Annotated in this window: 17 protein-coding genes; 13 read left to right on the top strand and 4 right to left on the bottom strand. The window is 36.6% G+C overall.

All coding sequences use genetic code 11. From position 1 onward, the window contains the following. Positions 1-86 precede the first annotated feature (86 nt). Positions 87-1,394, top strand: a complete 1,308-nt coding sequence (thiC, locus tag DW721_RS01055; protein ID WP_022015433.1) for a phosphomethylpyrimidine synthase ThiC — start codon at positions 87-89, stop codon at positions 1,392-1,394. A 149-nt stretch (positions 1,395-1,543) separates the two neighbouring features. Here thiC and DW721_RS01060 read toward each other — a convergent pair whose 3' ends face one another. The 3 genes from DW721_RS01060 to DW721_RS01070 form a co-directional block, all read right to left on the bottom strand. Continuing rightward, complete coding sequence (locus DW721_RS01060) at positions 1,544-2,200, bottom strand: HAD family phosphatase (RefSeq protein WP_118744519.1); 657 nt, start codon at positions 2,198-2,200, stop codon at positions 1,544-1,546. A 20-nt stretch (positions 2,201-2,220) separates the two neighbouring features. After that, positions 2,221-2,859, bottom strand: a complete 639-nt coding sequence (gene thiE, locus DW721_RS01065) for a thiamine phosphate synthase (protein WP_118744520.1) — start codon at positions 2,857-2,859, stop codon at positions 2,221-2,223. A gap of 212 nt (positions 2,860-3,071) precedes the next feature. Further along, complete coding sequence (locus tag DW721_RS01070; RefSeq protein ID WP_118744521.1) at positions 3,072-3,809, bottom strand: DUF1653 domain-containing protein; 738 nt, start codon at positions 3,807-3,809, stop codon at positions 3,072-3,074. A 335-nt stretch (positions 3,810-4,144) separates the two neighbouring features. Between DW721_RS01070 and recA the strand changes: the two genes are divergently transcribed. From recA to tuf, 6 genes are all read left to right on the top strand, one after another. Continuing rightward, positions 4,145-5,239 (top strand): recombinase RecA, encoded by a 1,095-nt coding sequence (recA, locus tag DW721_RS01075; RefSeq protein ID WP_118744522.1) that lies wholly within the window; start codon positions 4,145-4,147, stop codon positions 5,237-5,239. 8 nt (positions 5,240-5,247) lie between these two features. Continuing rightward, positions 5,248-5,748, top strand: coding sequence for a regulatory protein RecX (locus DW721_RS01080; RefSeq protein ID WP_118744523.1), 501 nt, complete (start codon positions 5,248-5,250; stop codon positions 5,746-5,748). A gap of 208 nt (positions 5,749-5,956) precedes the next feature. Further along, complete coding sequence (rpsL, locus tag DW721_RS01085; RefSeq protein ID WP_022015427.1) at positions 5,957-6,370, top strand: 30S ribosomal protein S12; 414 nt, start codon at positions 5,957-5,959, stop codon at positions 6,368-6,370. Between the two features lie 154 nt (positions 6,371-6,524). Then, positions 6,525-6,995, top strand: a complete 471-nt coding sequence (rpsG, locus tag DW721_RS01090; RefSeq protein ID WP_022015426.1) for a 30S ribosomal protein S7 — start codon at positions 6,525-6,527, stop codon at positions 6,993-6,995. A gap of 14 nt (positions 6,996-7,009) precedes the next feature. After that, positions 7,010-9,130, top strand: a complete 2,121-nt coding sequence (gene fusA, locus DW721_RS01095) for an elongation factor G (RefSeq protein WP_022015425.1) — start codon at positions 7,010-7,012, stop codon at positions 9,128-9,130. A gap of 232 nt (positions 9,131-9,362) precedes the next feature. Continuing rightward, on the top strand, positions 9,363-10,550 hold the full coding sequence (gene tuf / locus DW721_RS01100; protein ID WP_022015424.1) for an elongation factor Tu: 1,188 nt from the start codon (positions 9,363-9,365) through the stop codon (positions 10,548-10,550). A 237-nt stretch (positions 10,551-10,787) separates the two neighbouring features. Here the strand turns inward: tuf and DW721_RS01105 are convergent, their stop codons facing one another. Further along, positions 10,788-12,884 carry a hypothetical protein gene (locus tag DW721_RS01105; protein WP_118744524.1) on the bottom strand — a complete coding sequence of 699 codons (2,097 nt, stop codon included), beginning with the start codon at positions 12,882-12,884 and terminating at the stop codon, positions 10,788-10,790. Between the two features lie 554 nt (positions 12,885-13,438). Here DW721_RS01105 and DW721_RS01110 point away from each other — a divergent pair. The 6 genes from DW721_RS01110 to DW721_RS01135 all read left to right on the top strand — a co-directional run bounded on the left by DW721_RS01110 (position 13,439) and on the right by DW721_RS01135 (position 17,485). Beyond that, positions 13,439-14,158 (top strand): LytTR family DNA-binding domain-containing protein, encoded by a 720-nt coding sequence (locus DW721_RS01110; RefSeq protein WP_182436160.1) that lies wholly within the window; start codon positions 13,439-13,441, stop codon positions 14,156-14,158. Between the two features lie 52 nt (positions 14,159-14,210). Next, positions 14,211-14,396 carry a GHKL domain-containing protein gene (locus tag DW721_RS01115; RefSeq protein WP_118744526.1) on the top strand — a complete coding sequence of 62 codons (186 nt, stop codon included), beginning with the start codon at positions 14,211-14,213 and terminating at the stop codon, positions 14,394-14,396. A 99-nt stretch (positions 14,397-14,495) separates the two neighbouring features. Further along, positions 14,496-15,356, top strand: a complete 861-nt coding sequence (locus DW721_RS01120) for a DUF2705 family protein (RefSeq protein ID WP_182436162.1) — start codon at positions 14,496-14,498, stop codon at positions 15,354-15,356. After that, positions 15,346-16,041 carry a hypothetical protein gene (locus tag DW721_RS01125; protein ID WP_118744528.1) on the top strand — a complete coding sequence of 232 codons (696 nt, stop codon included), beginning with the start codon at positions 15,346-15,348 and terminating at the stop codon, positions 16,039-16,041. The genes DW721_RS01120 and DW721_RS01125 overlap by 11 nt, the downstream gene beginning before the upstream one ends. 64 nt (positions 16,042-16,105) lie before the next feature. Continuing rightward, positions 16,106-16,822 carry a DUF2705 family protein gene (locus DW721_RS01130; RefSeq protein ID WP_118744529.1) on the top strand — a complete coding sequence of 239 codons (717 nt, stop codon included), beginning with the start codon at positions 16,106-16,108 and terminating at the stop codon, positions 16,820-16,822. 24 nt (positions 16,823-16,846) lie between these two features. After that, positions 16,847-17,485, top strand: a complete 639-nt coding sequence (locus DW721_RS01135; protein ID WP_118744530.1) for an ATP-binding cassette domain-containing protein — start codon at positions 16,847-16,849, stop codon at positions 17,483-17,485. The last annotated feature ends 184 nt before the right edge of the window (positions 17,486-17,669 follow it).

The raw sequence follows: 17,669 nt of genomic DNA on the forward strand, positions 1-17,669 counted from the left end.
CTTGTTGCAAAACGCTGGTTTTGCCATGTTTTGGGTCAACAGAAAAATAATTACGCACAAAAGATGTGTGCAGAAATGAGGTAAAAATGGAATACGCTACACAGATGGATGCCGCTAGAAAAGGTATTTACACAAAGGAACTTCTTGCAGTTGCTGAGGATGAAAAGATTGATAAGGATGAGCTTATAAAGCTTGTTGCAAAGGGACAGGTTATTATTCCTGCCAATAAAAACCACAAGTGTTTAAAGCCGAGTGGAATTGGAACAAAACTTAGAACAAAGATAAATGTCAATCTCGGAACATCGAGAGACTGGACTGATCTTGATATGGAGATGGAAAAAGTTAAGAGTGCCGTTGATATGGGTGCAGAAGCTATTATGGATTTAAGTTCATGTGGCGATACACAGGTATTCAGACGCAAACTCACAAGTGAATGTCCTGCCGTTATCGGAACTGTTCCGATTTATGATGCCGTTGTTTATTATAAGAAAGCACTTAAGGATATTACTGCAAAAGAGTGGATTGATGTCGTAAGAATGCACGCTGAGGACGGTGTTGACTTTATGACTATTCATTGTGGAATAAACAAAGAGACTGCAAGAAAATTTAAGAGAAATAAAAGACTCATGAATATAGTTTCAAGAGGTGGCTCTATCATTTATGCATGGATGGAGATGACAGGAAATGAAAATCCGTTCTATGAGTATTATGATGAGGTACTCGATATATGCAGGCAGTATGATGTTACAATGAGTCTTGGTGATGCCTGCCGTCCGGGATGTCTTAAGGATGCCACTGATGCGGCACAGATAGAGGAACTTATAGCACTTTCTGAGCTTACAAACAGAGCATGGGAAAAAGATGTTCAGGTAATGATAGAGGGACCGGGACATATGCCGCTTAACCAGATTAAGGCAAATATGGAAGTACAGCAGGCAATGTGCAAGGGAGCACCATTCTATGTACTTGGACCGCTTGTCACTGATATAGCACCGGGATATGATCATATAACAGCAGCGATAGGTGGAGCGATAGCAGCTACATATGGGGCATCATTCTTATGCTATGTAACACCTGCTGAGCATCTTAGACTTCCTGATGTAAATGATGTAAAAGAGGGAATAATCGCATCAAAGATAGCGGCCCATGCTGCCGATATAGCAAAAGGAGTTCCGGGAGCAAGAGACTGGGATGACAATATGGGACAGGCAAGAAAAGAACTTGACTGGGAAAAGACATTTGAGTATTCGATAGACCCTGAAAAAGCAAGAAATTATCGTGCATCAGCAAAGCCTGAAAAGGAAGATACCTGCTCAATGTGCGGAAACTTCTGTGCAGTAAAGAACATGAATAAGATTCTTGACGGAGAAATAGTTTCTATATTTGATGAATGATTTTTGGGGATTGTGAAACTTAATCTAAGTTGTAATGATTATGAGGATATAACAGTTGTTATATCCTCATAATTTTATATGAGCAAGTAGTGAAACAAATTGCGAATATCTGCTTTACTAAGATTACAAAAGTTTCGCAATTATATTATTTACATTTTTGTTATATTTTTATGCTTATCAGGTGTTATAAATATCTCATCTGCCGTTTTTAAAATTTCGTCCCATTCACTTCTGGCGAAGTCATCATATATTGCGACTGTTTTGCAGCCTGCGGCTTTTGCCGAGCGTATTGAATATAGTGCATCTTCATATACGATTGCATCTTCGGGTTTAAAGCCTAGAGAAGCAGCTACATTTATAAAAGTTTCAGGAACAGTCTTATCTGTCTCAAAATCCTGACATGAAAAAAGTTTATCAAAATATTCCAGGATGTTAAGCCGTTTAAAGGCAGCCACGGCACATTGTACAGGTGATGCCGATAAAAGGATAATTGTCTCACCGGTTTCATGAAGTTTTTTCAAAAGTTCTGCCATATCCGGTTTTGCCGGTATTTCATTTTTATATTTATTAAAAGAAAAATCATAAATATCTTTGATTATATCGTATATCGTTTTATCAAGTCCGAGTTCTATAAAATATTTTGCGGCATTTTCAAGTGTGTATGCCTCTATAAGTTTATTTACATCATCGTCATGTGGAATATCATATGAGTCAAGATAATCCGATGCTATGGTAGACCACATTGGCATTGAGTCGAGTATCGTACCGTCCATATCAAAAATATGCAGCTTGTGAGTTGTGTTCATTGCTACCTCCGAAAATTTTTTTATTGAACTACATCTTTCATAATTGAAACAAGTTCTCTAGTGGCTTCGCCGGGGTCACTTGCTCCAAAAAGTGCGGAGATTACGGCAACTCCGTCAATATCGGTTCCCTTAAGTTTTCTGACATTAGAGTGGTCGATACCACCGATTGCGACAACTGGAATGGAAATGCTGCTGCATATTTCCCTAAGTGTGCTAAGTTCAAGTGGTTTGGTGTCTTTTTTTGTGCTTGTGTTAAAGACCGCTCCTGCACCGATATAGTCAGCACCGAGTTTTTCTGCTTTCTTTGCAAGTTCAACACTTGGTGCCGTCATACCTATTATCTTGTCATCACCGAGAAGTTTTCTTGCTTCAATATAATCCATATCTTTTTGACCGATATGCACACCGTCAACACCTGACTCGATAACGGCATAAATGTCATCGTCTATCACAACGGGAACATTATATTTTTTTGCAATCTCTTTAATAAGGACCGCCTCTTTTACAAGTTCATCATGTGGCATATTTTTCTCGCGTATTTGCAAAAAAGTGGCACCGTTTTTAAGAACTTCATCAACCTGCTGTTCAAGCGTTTTTTCACCTGTCCAATGTCTGTCTGTTATTGCATATACAAGCATACTTTCTTTATTTACTTTCATTTATTTATCCTCATTTCTTATTTAATGTACTCGCAGTATTTTCTCAAAACGAGTTGTTTCGGCTGTATTCCCGATAAACTGTTTCTATTTTATCGTCGTACACACCGTGTACGCATACATACTTTGTATGTATTGCGAAAATGTCATTATATATCAAAAATCCATTTCAAAATTCTTCGTTCAGAAGATTCCGAGAGTACATTTTATCATTTTTAGCGAAGCCTGTTACATTCATAATGTTCATGGGTTTCGAGGCAGTTTAAAATCGTATCAAAATGCTGTTCGGGACTGCCTTCATCAAGAACAAGGTCGAGAGTTACTGCAATATTATTCAACATGGTATCGTTTAAATATTGCCTGAGACTAAGGAATATCAGCCGCTTGTCATGGTAGCTGTCTGCATCAAGAAATATCATAAAGCCTTTGGCTGCTATCTGTTTATCGGAAAGTCTGCCGGTTAATTTTCGCTCAACCTGTCCGGATAAAAGAATATCGGTCATTTCTTCATCTGATATGGAAATATCATCAGATATAAAATCGTCCTCACTTACCTGTGGTGCATCTGTGTTTGAAACGACATTTGGTGAAGATATTTTGATGTCATTTTTATTATTATGTAAAAATGTCGTGGTACTTTTTATATCGTTGTCCGCAGATTTGATAGTATCGGTTTTGTTCTTATTATATGTGCTACTGTCAATATCAGGACTGTCATCAAAATTTATCTTTTCAAAACGGAAAGTCTGCCCGGCATCAGGATATTTTGAAGTGTCAAGTTTTTCGGTAAACATTGACAGTGGGCGTACCCAGACTTTAAAAGGGGGGTACATTGCCTGATAAACCACCATAAGACTTTCGTCTTCACTGTTTGTTGCAATGGTGCGTATCTGGTATATCTGGCCTTTAAAGTGTCTGTAGAAATCTCCTTCGTGTATATTTATATCTGTCATTTTAAACACGACCTTTCAAAATAATTAACTATAGAATGTAATTTTTATTTTATCACAAAAATCATGTCAGGTGAAACGAAAAATAAATTAAAAAAAAGCCATATTTTGTGAATGTTTTTGAAATCTTATGAAAAATCATTAAATCACAATTTTTGTTATAAGAAGTGCACAGAAAACTTAGGAATGATTTGTGAAAATATTACATAGAAATGTATTTGCAAAAACAATATAATACATTACACTTATAGCATTGCTGAAAAAAATGATTGACAAGTATTGAAAAACAATATAATATAGATGTTAGGAACATCTGTTCGTAAAAGGAGGATTAGAAGATGGCAAAACCAAATATTGATGAAAATAAGTTAAAAGCGTTAGAGTCAGCTATGGCACAGATAGAGAGAAACTACGGAAAGGGTGCGGTCATGAAGCTCGGAGACAATGCACATCTTAATGTGGAAACTGTACCGTCAGGTTCCCTTTCACTTGACATAGCTCTTGGAGTAGGCGGTGTTCCAAAGGGCAGAGTAGTTGAGGTATATGGACCTGAGTCAGGTGGTAAGACTACGGTTGCACTTCATATGGTCGCAGAAGTACAAAAAAGAGGCGGTATAGCAGGATTTATAGATGCAGAGCACGCACTTGACCCGGTATATGCAAAAAAGATAGGTGTCGATATTGACAATTTATATATATCACAGCCTGATACAGGTGAGCAGGCTCTTGAGATTACGGAGACTATGGTTCGTTCGGGTGCGATAGACATAGTTATTGTGGATTCAGTTGCGGCACTTGTTCCAAAGGCTGAGATAGAGGGAGATATGGGAGACAGTCATGTAGGTCTTCAGGCAAGACTTATGTCACAGGCACTTAGAAAACTTACGGCTATCATAGGAAAGACGAGTTGTACGGTTATATTTATAAACCAGCTTCGTGAAAAAGTAGGTGTAATGTTTGGAAATCCTGAGACTACTACAGGTGGCCGTGCACTTAAGTATTATTCATCGATCAGGCTTGAGGTAAGGCGCGGTGAACAGATAAAGAAAGATGGTGAAGCCATCGGAAACCGTACACGCATAAAAGTTGTTAAAAATAAAGTCGCACCTCCATTCCGTGAGGCAGAAGTTGACATTATCTACGGTGAGGGTATATCAAGAGAGGGCGATATACTTGACCTTGCTGCAAAAGAAGACATAGTAAACAAGAGCGGTGCATGGTATGCTTACGGCGGCAGCAAGATAGGTCAGGGCAGGGAAAATGCCAAGACATACCTTAAAGAACATCCTGATGTTATGGCAGAGATAGAAGAAAAGGTAAGAGAAAAATTCTCAAAAGAAACCAAGACAGAGGATGAGGAAAGTGTATTTGCTGATGAGCAGGCAGAGGTTACGACAGAAGCAGATAATAATGCCGGTGAGACAGAAGCTTAGGATATATCATGGCGATGATAGAAGATAATAAAGACAACAGACAAAAAAGTGATGAGATATTAAAGGCTAAAAAAAGAGCAATGCTTATATTACAGCATAATGACAGGACAGAGTGGGAGCTTACTGACAAACTTAATAAGGCAGGTTTTTCAGAAGAAGCCGTGGAAAGTGCGGTTGAGTATGTCAGAAGCTTCCATTATATAGATGATGAGCGTTATGCGAAAAGATTTGTTGAGATATATCATGAGAGCCGAAGTATAAAGAGAATGAAACAGGATCTTTATAAAAGGCATATAGCAGACGAGTATATAGAGCTTGCACTTGAAAATATAGATTATGATGACAGTACGGCACTTAGAAGACAGATAGAAAAACTCGGCATAGATGCAGATGTGCTCGCTTCATTATCATATGAAGAAAGTCAAAAGATTATTGCAAAGCTTTACCGCAAAGGATTTTCATTAGGCAGCATAAAAGATGTTTTATCTGAGCTGAAAGAAGAAATATAGTAGTTCCGTCTTGAATTTTATATATTTATAAATTAGCAAACAAGCTAATTGTATTGCAAATTATCTTTTTATGGCTGAACTGTTACAAAAAAACAGATAAAAAATCCCAAAAAACACTTGACAAGCGCATACTTGCTTATTATACTAAGTGAGTGTGCGTTTTTTGCATACATGAACTTTTTAACTATAAACATAGGAGGTGAAATTAATGCCAACATTTAACCAGTTAGTAAGAAAAGGAAGAAAGGCCTCAACAAAGAAGTCTAATTCTCCTGCACTTCAGTACACTTACAATTCTTTGAACAAGAAAACAGTAGCACAGAGCTCTCCACAGAAGAGAGGTGTTTGTACTGCAGTTCGTACTGCTACACCTAAGAAACCTAACTCAGCTCTTAGAAAAACAGCCAGAGTTCGTCTCTCAAACGGTATCGAAGTAACTAGCTACATTCCGGGTGAAGGACATAACCTTCAGGAGCATAGCGTAGTTCTTATCCGTGGTGGTAGAGTAAAGGATTTACCTGGTACAAGATACCATATCGTTCGTGGTACACTTGATACAGCAGGTGTTGCAAACAGAAAGCAGGGTCGTTCTAAGTATGGAGCAAAGAGACCTAAGAAGTAAGATTCACTAATTTGGAGAAGTGCCGGATTAATTTCACATAATTAACCTGGTGCGGACACTTAAAAATTGTGAGTACCGATGAATTAATGATAGTGATACGAGAATGCAGTGTCGGCTGTTAGTATCGCTAAATAATGTTAAGGAGGGAAGTAACGTGCCACGTAAAGGACATATACAGAAAAGAGACGTGTTAGCAGATCCAGTTTACAAGAACAAGGTTGTTACTAAGCTTGTAAACAACATCATGTTAGATGGTAAAAAGGGTGTTGCTCAGAAAATCGTTTATGGTGCATTTGATGAAGTTGCAGAGAAGTCTGGTAAGGACGCTATTGAAGTATTCGAGGAGGCTATGAACAATATCATGCCACAGCTCGAAGTTAAAGCTAGACGTATCGGTGGTGCAACATATCAGGTACCTATCGAAGTTAGACCTGACAGAAGACAGGCTTTAGCTCTTCGTTGGCTTACACTCTACTCTCGTAAGAGAAGTGAGAAAACAATGAAAGAAAGACTTGCTAACGAGATTTTAGATGCTTCTAACAATACAGGCGCATCTGTAAAGAAGAAAGAAGACATGCATAAGATGGCTGAAGCTAATAAGGCTTTTGCACATTATCGTTGGTAAGGAGGTAAAGAGTCTTGGCTGGAAGAGAATATCCACTTGATAGAACTAGAAATATCGGTATCATGGCTCATATCGATGCCGGTAAGACTACATTAACAGAGCGTATCTTATATTACACAGGTGTAAACTATAAGATCGGTGAGACACATGACGGTGCCTCAACAATGGACTGGATGGAGCAGGAAAAAGAAAGAGGTATCACAATCACTTCTGCTGCTACAACATGCCATTGGACACTTGAAGATCATCATAAGAAGAAAAAAGGTGCTTTAGAGCATCGTATCAACATCATTGATACACCGGGTCACGTAGACTTCACAGTTGAGGTTGAGCGTTCACTCCGTGTACTTGATGGTGCTGTAGGTGTATTTGATGCTAAGGCTGGTGTTGAGCCTCAGTCAGAGAATGTATGGCGTCAGGCTGACACATACAATGTACCTCGTATGGCATTCATCAACAAGATGGATAAAATGGGTGCTGATTTCTTCATGTCAGTACAGACAATCATTGATCGTCTTGGAAAAAATGCTATCCCTGTTCAGATTCCAATCGGTAAGGAAGACAGCTTTATCGGACTTATCGACCTTTTTGAAATGGATGCATATTACTATAAAAATGATGAGGGAACAGATATCGAGATTACAGATATTCCTGATGACCTCAAAGACCTCGCTGATGAGTGGCACAACAACCTTATCGAGAAAGTCTGTGAGTTAGATGATGACTTATTAGAGAAATATCTCGAAGGTGAAGAGCCAACTATCGATGAGTTAAAGAAAGCACTTCGTAAAGGAACAATCGCTTGTGAAGCAGTACCTGTATATTGTGGTTCTGCATATAAGAACAAGGGTGTTCAGAAGTTACTTGATGGCGTAGTTGAATTCATGCCTGCACCAACAGATATCCCTGATATCACAGGTACAGATGAAGAAGGTAACGAAGTTGTTCGTAAATCTTCTGATGACGAGCCATTCGCAGCACTTGCATTCAAGATTATGACTGATCCATTCGTTGGAAAGCTTGCATTCTTCCGTGTGTATTCAGGAACATTAAACTCAGGTTCATATGTTCTTAATGCAACAAAGCAGAAGAAAGAGCGTGTAGGTCGTATCGTGCAGATGCATGCTAACAGCCGTAGTGAAATCGACAAAGTTTACTCTGGTGATATCGCAGCGGCAGTAGGATTTAAGATTACAACAACAGGTGATACAATCTGTGATGAGCAGCATCCTGTTATTCTTGAATCTATGGAATTCCCTGAGCCTGTTATCGAGCTCGCTATTGAGCCTAAGACAAAGAATGACCAGGGTAAGATGGGTGAAGCTTTAGCAAAACTTGCTGAAGAAGATCCAACATTCAAAGCTCATACAGATCAGGAGACTGGTCAGACAATCATCGCAGGTATGGGTGAGCTTCATCTTGAAGTTATCGTAGACAGACTTCTTCGTGAGTTCAATGTAGAAGCTAATGTAGGTGCTCCACAGGTTGCTTACAAAGAGACATTTACAACTGCTGTTGATATTGATAGCAAATATGCTAAGCAGTCAGGTGGACGTGGTCAGTACGGACATTGTAAAGTTAAGTTTGAGCCTATGGATCCTAACGGTGAAGAACCATTTAAGTTTGAGTCAACAGTAGTAGGTGGTGCTATTCCTAAGGAATACATCCCAGCCGTTGGTGAAGGTATCGAAGAAGCAGCTCAGGCTGGTATCCTCGGTGGATTCCCTGTACTCGGTGTTCATGCTACTGTATGGGATGGTTCATACCATGAAGTCGATTCATCAGAAATGGCATTCCATATCGCAGGTTCTATGGCATTCAAGGATGCTATGAAGAAAGGTAACGCAGTATTACTTGAGCCTATCATGAAGGTTGAAGTTACTATGCCTGAGGAATACATGGGTGATGTTATCGGAAGTCTTAACGCTAAGCGTGGACAGATTGAAGGAATGGATGACATCGGTGGTGGAAAGATAGTTAAAGCTTTCGTTCCACTTGCTGAAATGTTCGGATATTCTACAGAGCTTCGTTCTGCAACACAGGGACGTGGTAACTACTCAATGTTCTTTGAGAGATACCAGCAGTGTCCTAAGAATGTTCAGGACAAGGTTCTTGCAGGTAAGAATGCAGAATAATTCTTAACAGTTGAAGTCAGAATATAGTTGACAACAACATTATATATAAATTCTTATGGAAAAGATTTTTAAAAGGTGATTTTAAAAGTCTTTTCCATGTAAAAGTCATCAAAAAGACTTGAAAAATATATTGATTTGCAATATAATACTTTTTATAGTGTTATAATAACGCGAAAATCGAAAATGAAAATTAGTTAGGCAAAGCCTATGAATTTAAGGAGGACAATTAAAAATGGCTAAAGAAAAGTTTGAAAGAACTAAACCTCATTGTAACATTGGTACTATCGGTCACGTAGATCATGGTAAGACAACACTTACTGCTGCTATCACAAAGACACTTGCAGCTAGAGTTGCTGGTAACGCAGCAGTAGATTTCGAGAACATTGATAAGGCTCCAGAAGAGAGAGAAAGAGGTATCACAATCTCTACAGCTCATGTTGAGTATGAGACAGAAAAGAGACATTACGCTCATGTTGACTGCCCAGGTCATGCTGATTATGTAAAGAACATGATCACAGGTGCTGCTCAGATGGACGGTGCTATCCTTGTTGTTGCTGCTACTGACGGTGTTATGGCTCAGACAAAAGAGCATATCTTACTTTCTCGTCAGGTAAACGTTCCTTATATCGTAGTATTCCTTAACAAGTGCGATATGGTTGACGATCCTGAACTTATCGAGTTAGTAGAGATGGAAGTAACAGAAGCTCTTGAAGAGTACGGATTTGAAGATTGCCCAATCATCAAAGGTTCAGCTCTTAAAGCTCTTGAAGATCCTAACAGCGAGTGGGGAGACAAGATTATGGAACTCATGGACACAGTTGATGAGTACATCCCTAACCCAGAGCGTGATACAGATAAGCCATTCCTTATGCCAGTAGAGGATGTATTCACAATCACAGGTCGTGGTACAGTTGCTACAGGTAGAGTAGAGCGTGGTACACTTCACCTCAACGACGAACTTGAAATCCTTGGTGTTAAGGAAGAAGTTGGTAAGACAGTTGTAACAGGTATCGAAATGTTCCGTAAGATGCTTGATGAAGCACAGGCTGGTGATAACATCGGTGCACTTCTTCGTGGTATCAACAGAGATCAGATCGTTCGTGGACAGGTTCTTGCTAAGCCAGGTACAGTAACTTGCCATAAGAAATTTACAGCTCAGGTTTATGTTCTTACAAAGGACGAAGGTGGACGTCATACTCCATTCTTCAACAACTATCGTCCACAGTTCTACTTCAGAACAACAGACGTAACAGGTGTTTGTGAGTTACCTGCAGGTACAGAAATGTGTATGCCTGGTGATAATGTAGAGATGACAATCGAGCTCATCCATCCAGTAGCTATGGAGCAGGGTCTTAACTTCGCTATCCGTGAAGGTGGACGTACAGTAGGTTCTGGAAAGGTTGCTACAATCGTAGAGTAATCTTATATTACAGCATTAAATTAGAGTTTTATATAGAGAACAGCCTTGTTGTGCTTTGCATGACAAGGCTGTTTTTTTAATAAAAAAGCTACTGAGGATAGCTAATCAGTATGATGTGGTATGTGTTGATACACTAGACAAAGTATGAAGTACAACAAAAAGCCCATATAATAAGGCTTTTTGTTAATATAATATATATAATTGAATGAAAATGTCAATATATTTCTTAAGTTAAGATTATCCGAACTTTCGCATATTGCTCAGATCAGAAAAATCAATCATTTTGATTTCTTCGATGTCGCCGGTTGAACCCATTGGGCAAACGGCATAGTTTTGAGTCTCATTTCCTATAGTAAGCTTTACCACATAATGCCATATGGACCATGATGGAGAGCCAACTTGATAATCACCAAAGCAATAATGAATATCATCAAATCCACCTACTAATTCAGCGAACTCACCGAGAATTGCCGGTGATGTGCTAGAGTCCCAACGGTAAGTTACAAAAAATGGTTGAATAGGATCTGCTGCCAGAGAGACTACATCATCGTTATACCTGGTTAAATATTTAAAACGGCCTGGTTCTTTGAGGTAGGCACTTATAGCGTCCATCTTTTCAAAAGGAGTCATATCAGCAGTTGTAGTTCTGTTAATAATGTCAATCATCCATGCGTTTTTTGCCTGTTCATAATCCAGAACATTTAATGTCACTGTATTTGCAACCGTATAACCTGATAATGAATATTCCCTGAATTCTACAGTGTAGGTTCCTGCTTCGGAAAAATGCATATATCCGATATAACCACCTTTTACTTTATCAAATAAAGTAGTTTCTGAGTCATTGTCTTCTAAAGGAATATCTCTATAGAAACGAGATATTCCACTTCTGTATGCACTAATCCGAGAGTCATTTCCATTAAAAATCCAGGAAAAAGAGTTAGGATCCGGATTGTCTGTCTTTATAAAAAGAGGTTTGGAACAATCGGTGTAAATATCTGCCTTCTGTTTGTCAAGACCATAAATTTCATATGTATATTTAGCTGGTGTAGTTCCTTTTTTGTCGTATGTAGGCAGATCAGCTTTGCGGATTTCACTCCATGGTCCAACTATTTTTACATTGTTGTGGATGGTGTATGAACGAACTTTAATATAATAGCTGTAACCTGTATCTAAAGAAGAGAAACATACATTTCCTGCACCATCAACCACATTAACAGCTTGTGAAACCTGAATGCTATACTTAAATTGGTTGTTGTAGGATAGATAACCTTCATAACCAATATATGAATCAGATTGAGAAAGAGTTCCACGGCAGTGTACATCCATCCATCCATCCCCATAATCTATCGATTTAATCGTTGGAACCGGAAGAGCACTGTCAACAGTTTCAGATGTAGCTGTATAAGATGTCTGGGTATGTGGATCATCAAGTTTTTGAGTTACTGAAACTGTGGATATTAATTTTTGTCCATAAATGTCTGTGATAGTGATCACACATTCTCCAGGTTCAAGTGTTTTTAACAAACAGCTGTTGCCATTAATAGATTCATCTGTAGAATATGCTACTGTTGGATTAGAAATATCAATATTTTTGATATTGTTGGATACCTGGATATTATAGGGATTCCCATTTTCCAATGTAACATTTTCGGCACCATATTTGAATGTTAATTTCGGAATCGGTACGGATGTGGGCGTAGGCGTTGCACCTTGGTGGGTGCTGTTTGTTGTGCAATGGCCTGTAGAAGACCATTTAGAATAGTATTTTTTTCCTTTAACGGTCATATAAGTGCGGATTTTCAGATAATATGTAGTTCTGGCACAGAGATCATTAAGAAAAATTGTGTTGTTTTTGTTACCTTTGACTGTTATAGTTTTTGCATTTTTTAGTTTGGAATTAGTGGCATAGCACAGCTGATAACCTCTGGTTTGGGTAGTTTGCCTTTTTATTATTACAGTTGCAGTTGATATTTTGGCATAGATATTCATTATCTGGGCTTTTGGTGGTAAAATGATAAACTGTTTTTGGGCAGTACCGGTATAAATGCCTTTTCCAATAATCTGAACCGTGTAAGTTCCTACTTTTTTGCAGCCTTTAGAGTAATTTATAATATAGTTTTTCTTTTCCTTTAAGACTTTTCTATTATAAGTTACTCTTATTTTAGGACGCTGTACCTTTTTATTATAGGTAAGCTTTATGGCTGATAATTTAATCCTGGTATTTTTTAAATTTATTTTTGTAGCAGCAGATACCTGGCTTGAACTGCAAAAAAGAAGCAGTAAAATGATGAGACAGAGGTGAATCTGCCAGTGTAGATGATAATTTTTTTTCATAGTTATAATCCGCCTTTCTGCGAAAGCCACCAATGCGTCATGAAACACCTTGGCTGATTTTCGCTTTTCTTCCTTTACGAAAGGGTTGAACGAGTTGTGTGACTGGCTTGCTAAATACAACAGCAACGATGTCTGCATGGAATCTAGCGGCAAAATATCAACAGGTCAGTACACTATAGAGCACAGCAGTCATTTCTAATCGTTTTTTTCTCATCATCTGCAAATCGAATATGCAGCCGGACAGAGTTAGACAGCTGTACGATTTCCTTTACAGTGCTATTATAATTTGACTAATCAGGGGTGTCAAGCAATCAGGAAGAAATATGGTTTAGTGCCGGGGCAGCAGGCTTTTGATATTCCTGCCTACTCGATTAATAAAAACATTATCCCAGTTTTTATTGGATAATATAGAATTTATGTGGTATAATATTTACATTGAAGAAAAATTACACTATACATATATTCAGGTGTCGTAGATAAAGCAGACAACCGAAAAACTTTATGCGTTAGTATAAGATGTGTATATGAGTCATTGTGTAGAAATGAGGATAAAAATGGATATAAAAATTGCAATATGTGATGATATAAATGAAATGTGTGTTTGTATTGAAAATAAAGTTGAGGGTATTTTAAAAAATAAAAGCATAGGATATGAAATTGACATTTTTAATTCAGGAGAAGAACTATGCCGTATGCTTGATGAAATAAGGTATGACCTTATATTTTTGGATATTGAGTTTCCTAAAATGGATGGGATAGAAATAGGTAAATACATAAGGGAAATAAAAAAAGATAATATTACACAGATAGTATATGTATCGGGAAGAAAAAAGTATGCAATGGAACTGTTCCAGGTAAGACCTATTGACTTTATAGTAAAACCTTTAGAAGACAAGCAATTAGAAAGAGTAATAGATATTTATATAGACATAATGGGAGGAATGAAAAATTTTTTTGAGTATAGGAAGAGCTATTCACATAAAAAAGTAGAATTGTACAAGATAATGTATTTTATAAGAGATAACAGAAAAGTAACAGTGGTTACTTCAGAGGAAAAAGATGCATTTTATGAATCACTGGAAAAGGTGTATGAAAGAGTAAAACGATATGATTTCTTATTTATACACAAATCATATCTAATAAATTACAGATACATTGAAACTATTAGATATGACAGTATTACAATGACAGATGGGACAGAGTTCTCGATAAGTCAATCTAGGAGAAAAGAAATAAGGAAAAAGCTTATGGAAATAATGTCAAGAGAACTATGAAAAAATAAGCCAAAAAAAATGGGAGCAATGGTAAAAGCAGACATTAAAGAATATAAAAAATTCTTATAATGGAGAATTGAATTATAAAAATGGCAGGATAATTACAAAGAAACAGGATAAGGGTATGCGTGGTATCGGTTTAAGGAGTGTGAAGGCAACAGTAGAAAAGCATACTGAGACAGTGGATATAGAGCACAATGATACGGATTTTTTTGTGAAAATAATGATGTACCTTTAAATTTCGACAAAAGCACTACTATTTTGTACATAAGTCGAAAAATGTGAAAATTTTGTGTTAGTATATATTTACTAAAAGAAAGATGGAGGAAATATAAAAGTGTTAAAGAAAGAGATAATAGGAATTTTGAAAGATAAGCGTACATTTTTGATTATCTTGCTTGTTTTAATAATACCAATAATTGACTTGTCTGTAGAATATAAACAGATGAATGTTGCATATGCAAGAAAACATGAAAAAGAAATAATTGCCAGAGATTTAATGATGAAAAAAGAATGTGAAAAAGATGGGTCAAAATATTTTACTAATTGGATAAGTCATCCGGCAAATGCATCATTTTTAGCAAGAAATACACAAGGGCATGCATCACAGATGCTGTTATTATGGTTACTTCCGTTTTTTGTATTAAATATGATAAGTGACAGATATATTTCGGAGGAAAAAAGAGGATATGTAAATATTTTATTGTCTAGGGGATCAAAAAAGAAATATTATATGACAAAATATATTTCATCATTTTTAATACCGTTTTGTGTGTTGGCAATCAGTTTGCTGGTGAATTTTATTTTAAGTCAAATTGTTTTTAGGGGAGGATACAGCTTTTTAGGAATAGAAACATTATTTGAGGATAAAAATGAGTTGTGGTTTAGGTTAGAGGGAAAATACCCTAATCAGATGTATTTGTTATATATCTTTGTTACATCAGTTTTAGCCGGAATGTGTGGAATGATAACTCAGTCATTAGCATTTATAAGCAAAAGATATACTATCACATATATTTTGGGATTTTTTATATGGATGTGGCTTCAGACAACACCGTATAATCTTACATATGCCACACAGCCGTTTATAGAGTATGGTTTTGAGGATTTTATTAAATCAGTAATGCTTTATGTCGGTGTAGGTTTGGGAATAAGTTTAATTACATTTATATTTAAGGTGAGACAGGATGAATTATAGAAGTGTTGCGTATGGATATCTGGGTGTATTGATAGTATTTGCGGGATTTTGGTATGAACAGGAAAACTATCTGATACATACAGAGAAAAAAGAAGAATTATTTAAGATGATAGTCGGAACTCAGGGCGGTTATGGACATTATGTGTATATTGCATTTATATACATGGCATTATTTCTGATGTTTGTTTTTAAAGAGGTTGATCCTTTTTTGACATCATCGGTATCACGGATAGGTCGGCGAGCCGCTATGAAAAGATGTTTTTTAAATATGCTTGCATTAAGTGCAGGTTTTACATTTATATATGTTTTGGTACAGCTTGTCGGAGTAAGTGTTTTTGTAGATATGGATATTCTTATAAGTAAGCATTTTTATCAGAACATGATATTTTATTATATCGCGGTATTTATTATTTTTAGCTTTGGGGGAGTCTGTTATCTGTTGTTTTATGTTATCACAAGGTTAAAGATAGTATCATTGTTAATGGCGGTGGCTGTCAATCTGTATATGGTTAATTATCTTAAGATTGACAATCTGTATTTTGGATTAACGGTGATAGATACAATGTCACTTGGAGGAAGCGTACAAGCTGTGATATGGTTCTTAAAAAGGGTGAGAGATATTGCGATAACAACAGGTATATATATGCTTGCAGATGTCGTTTATGAAAAGAGGGATATTGTCTGAAAGTATGCGGATATGAGAAAAGAAAAAACTAAAGTATAAAAAACAGATGGGAACGGTGGTAAGGATGAAGCTTTTATGCGAGAAGAAATTCTGGTGTGTTATAGGGATATTTTTTTATGTATCGTATGTATTCAGAATAAATGAAGAATATTGTTATGAGAATGTATTTGCCGGAGTGAAATTTAATGGGGATGTCATATTTTATGCAGGAATTTTGCTGTTATTCGGTCTTGTGCTTTTTTATTTGTTTATGGACACGGAAAAATACATAAACGGGTATGGTGTATTGTATGTGACAAGACACAGAAAAAGAAGCCGTGTTGCGGTAAATATCATATTAAATCAGATAAAAGGAATATCGCAGATGATATTTTTTGTATTGTTGATATATTTCATGTGTGCCGGAATTTTTGGGATGAAAGCTGTAAAGACGGATATAACACAATTTATATATTATGTTGTGATTTTTTATCTGGTATGTTTAAACCTGTCGCTGTGGGAAGCAATATTTGAAATCATATTTGATGCAAGAATTGCAATTGTAATCGAAATGGTGATTTTGATGTTACATATATTTGCCGGAGAAATGATATATGCATATGAAAAAAGCAGGTATCTTTATCTTTTGTGTTATACCAATATAGCAATGACGATAAGGAATGAAATGATAAATCTTCCTAAGTTCATGGTCATAACAGTGCTTGTATTGTATGCTTTGATAAAGGCAGTTCTGATAGTGGCAGTTTACGGTAAAAAAGATATCATACAGGAAAACAGTTAAGCAGATGAAAGAGAGGGAAAGCAGATGGTAGTCGATGTAAGAAATTATACAAAAAAATTAAAGGGCAGAAATGTTCTTGATGGTGTTTCATATAAGTTTGAAGGTGGTAATATATATGGTCTTTATGGCAGGAACGGTTCAGGAAAGACAATGCTCATGCGTGCCATAGCAGGACTTATATTTCCTACAGAGGGCAGTGTGGTGATAGATGGTAAGGTATTACATAAAGAAATAAGTTTTCCAAATGATATGGGGGTAATAATAGAAAACATGGAGCTTATGCCACAATATGATGCTTTTGATAATCTGAAAATCTTATCAAAGGTAAGAAAGACGGCAACGGACGAAGATATAAACGAGGCACTTGAAAAAGTAGGACTTCATGATGTCAGAAAGAAGAAAGTGAAAACATATTCATTAGGAATGAAACAAAAACTTGCCATAGCACAGGCAATATTTGAGCATCCAAAACTTTTACTTCTTGATGAGCCGACAAATGCACTGGATGAAGAAAGCATAGGAGATGTAAGAAAACTGTTATTGGAGTTAAAAGAAAAAGGAGTATTAATTATAATAGCAAGTCATAATAAAGAAGACATTGAACTTCTGTCAGATGTAAAAATACATATGGTTGATGGATGTATAAAAGATGAAAAAAGGTAAAATTTGATAATTAAATAATAAACATTGATGGTTTAGTGCCGGGGCAGCAGGCTTTTAATAGGTTTGCTGTCTTTTTGTTATCTTAAAGTGGTAAATGAAAGTGATGGATTTACAAGATGAACAAAAAGGTTGCTAAATAATTATCATAGGGATAAAATAATAAGTGCAAAAGAATAGAGGTTTT

The organism is Clostridium sp. AM27-31LB (assembly GCF_003480745.1).
Taxonomy (GTDB): domain Bacteria; phylum Bacillota; class Clostridia; order Lachnospirales; family Lachnospiraceae; genus Butyribacter; species Butyribacter intestini.

Excerpts from the sequence above, each read along its gene's own strand:
- tuf (WP_022015424.1), top strand. The coding sequence starts at position 9,363 with ATGGCTAAAGAAAAGTTTGAAAGAACTAAACCTCATTGTAACATTGGT.
- DW721_RS01070 (WP_118744521.1), bottom strand. The coding sequence starts at position 3,809 with ATGACAGATATAAATATACACGAAGGAGATTTCTACAGACACTTTAAA.
- DW721_RS01135 (WP_118744530.1), top strand. The coding sequence starts at position 16,847 with ATGGTAGTCGATGTAAGAAATTATACAAAAAAATTAAAGGGCAGAAAT.
- DW721_RS01125 (WP_118744528.1), top strand. The coding sequence starts at position 15,346 with ATGAATTATAGAAGTGTTGCGTATGGATATCTGGGTGTATTGATAGTA.
- DW721_RS01060 (WP_118744519.1), bottom strand. The coding sequence starts at position 2,200 with ATGAACACAACTCACAAGCTGCATATTTTTGATATGGACGGTACGATA.
- DW721_RS01130 (WP_118744529.1), top strand. The coding sequence starts at position 16,106 with ATGAAGCTTTTATGCGAGAAGAAATTCTGGTGTGTTATAGGGATATTT.
- DW721_RS01080 (WP_118744523.1), top strand. The coding sequence starts at position 5,248 with ATGGCGATGATAGAAGATAATAAAGACAACAGACAAAAAAGTGATGAG.
- rpsL (WP_022015427.1), top strand. The coding sequence starts at position 5,957 with ATGCCAACATTTAACCAGTTAGTAAGAAAAGGAAGAAAGGCCTCAACA.
- thiC (WP_022015433.1), top strand. The coding sequence starts at position 87 with ATGGAATACGCTACACAGATGGATGCCGCTAGAAAAGGTATTTACACA.
- thiE (WP_118744520.1), bottom strand. The coding sequence starts at position 2,859 with ATGAAAGTAAATAAAGAAAGTATGCTTGTATATGCAATAACAGACAGA.
- DW721_RS01110 (WP_182436160.1), top strand. The coding sequence starts at position 13,439 with ATGGATATAAAAATTGCAATATGTGATGATATAAATGAAATGTGTGTT.
- DW721_RS01105 (WP_118744524.1), bottom strand. The coding sequence starts at position 12,884 with ATGAAAAAAAATTATCATCTACACTGGCAGATTCACCTCTGTCTCATC.
- recA (WP_118744522.1), top strand. The coding sequence starts at position 4,145 with ATGGCAAAACCAAATATTGATGAAAATAAGTTAAAAGCGTTAGAGTCA.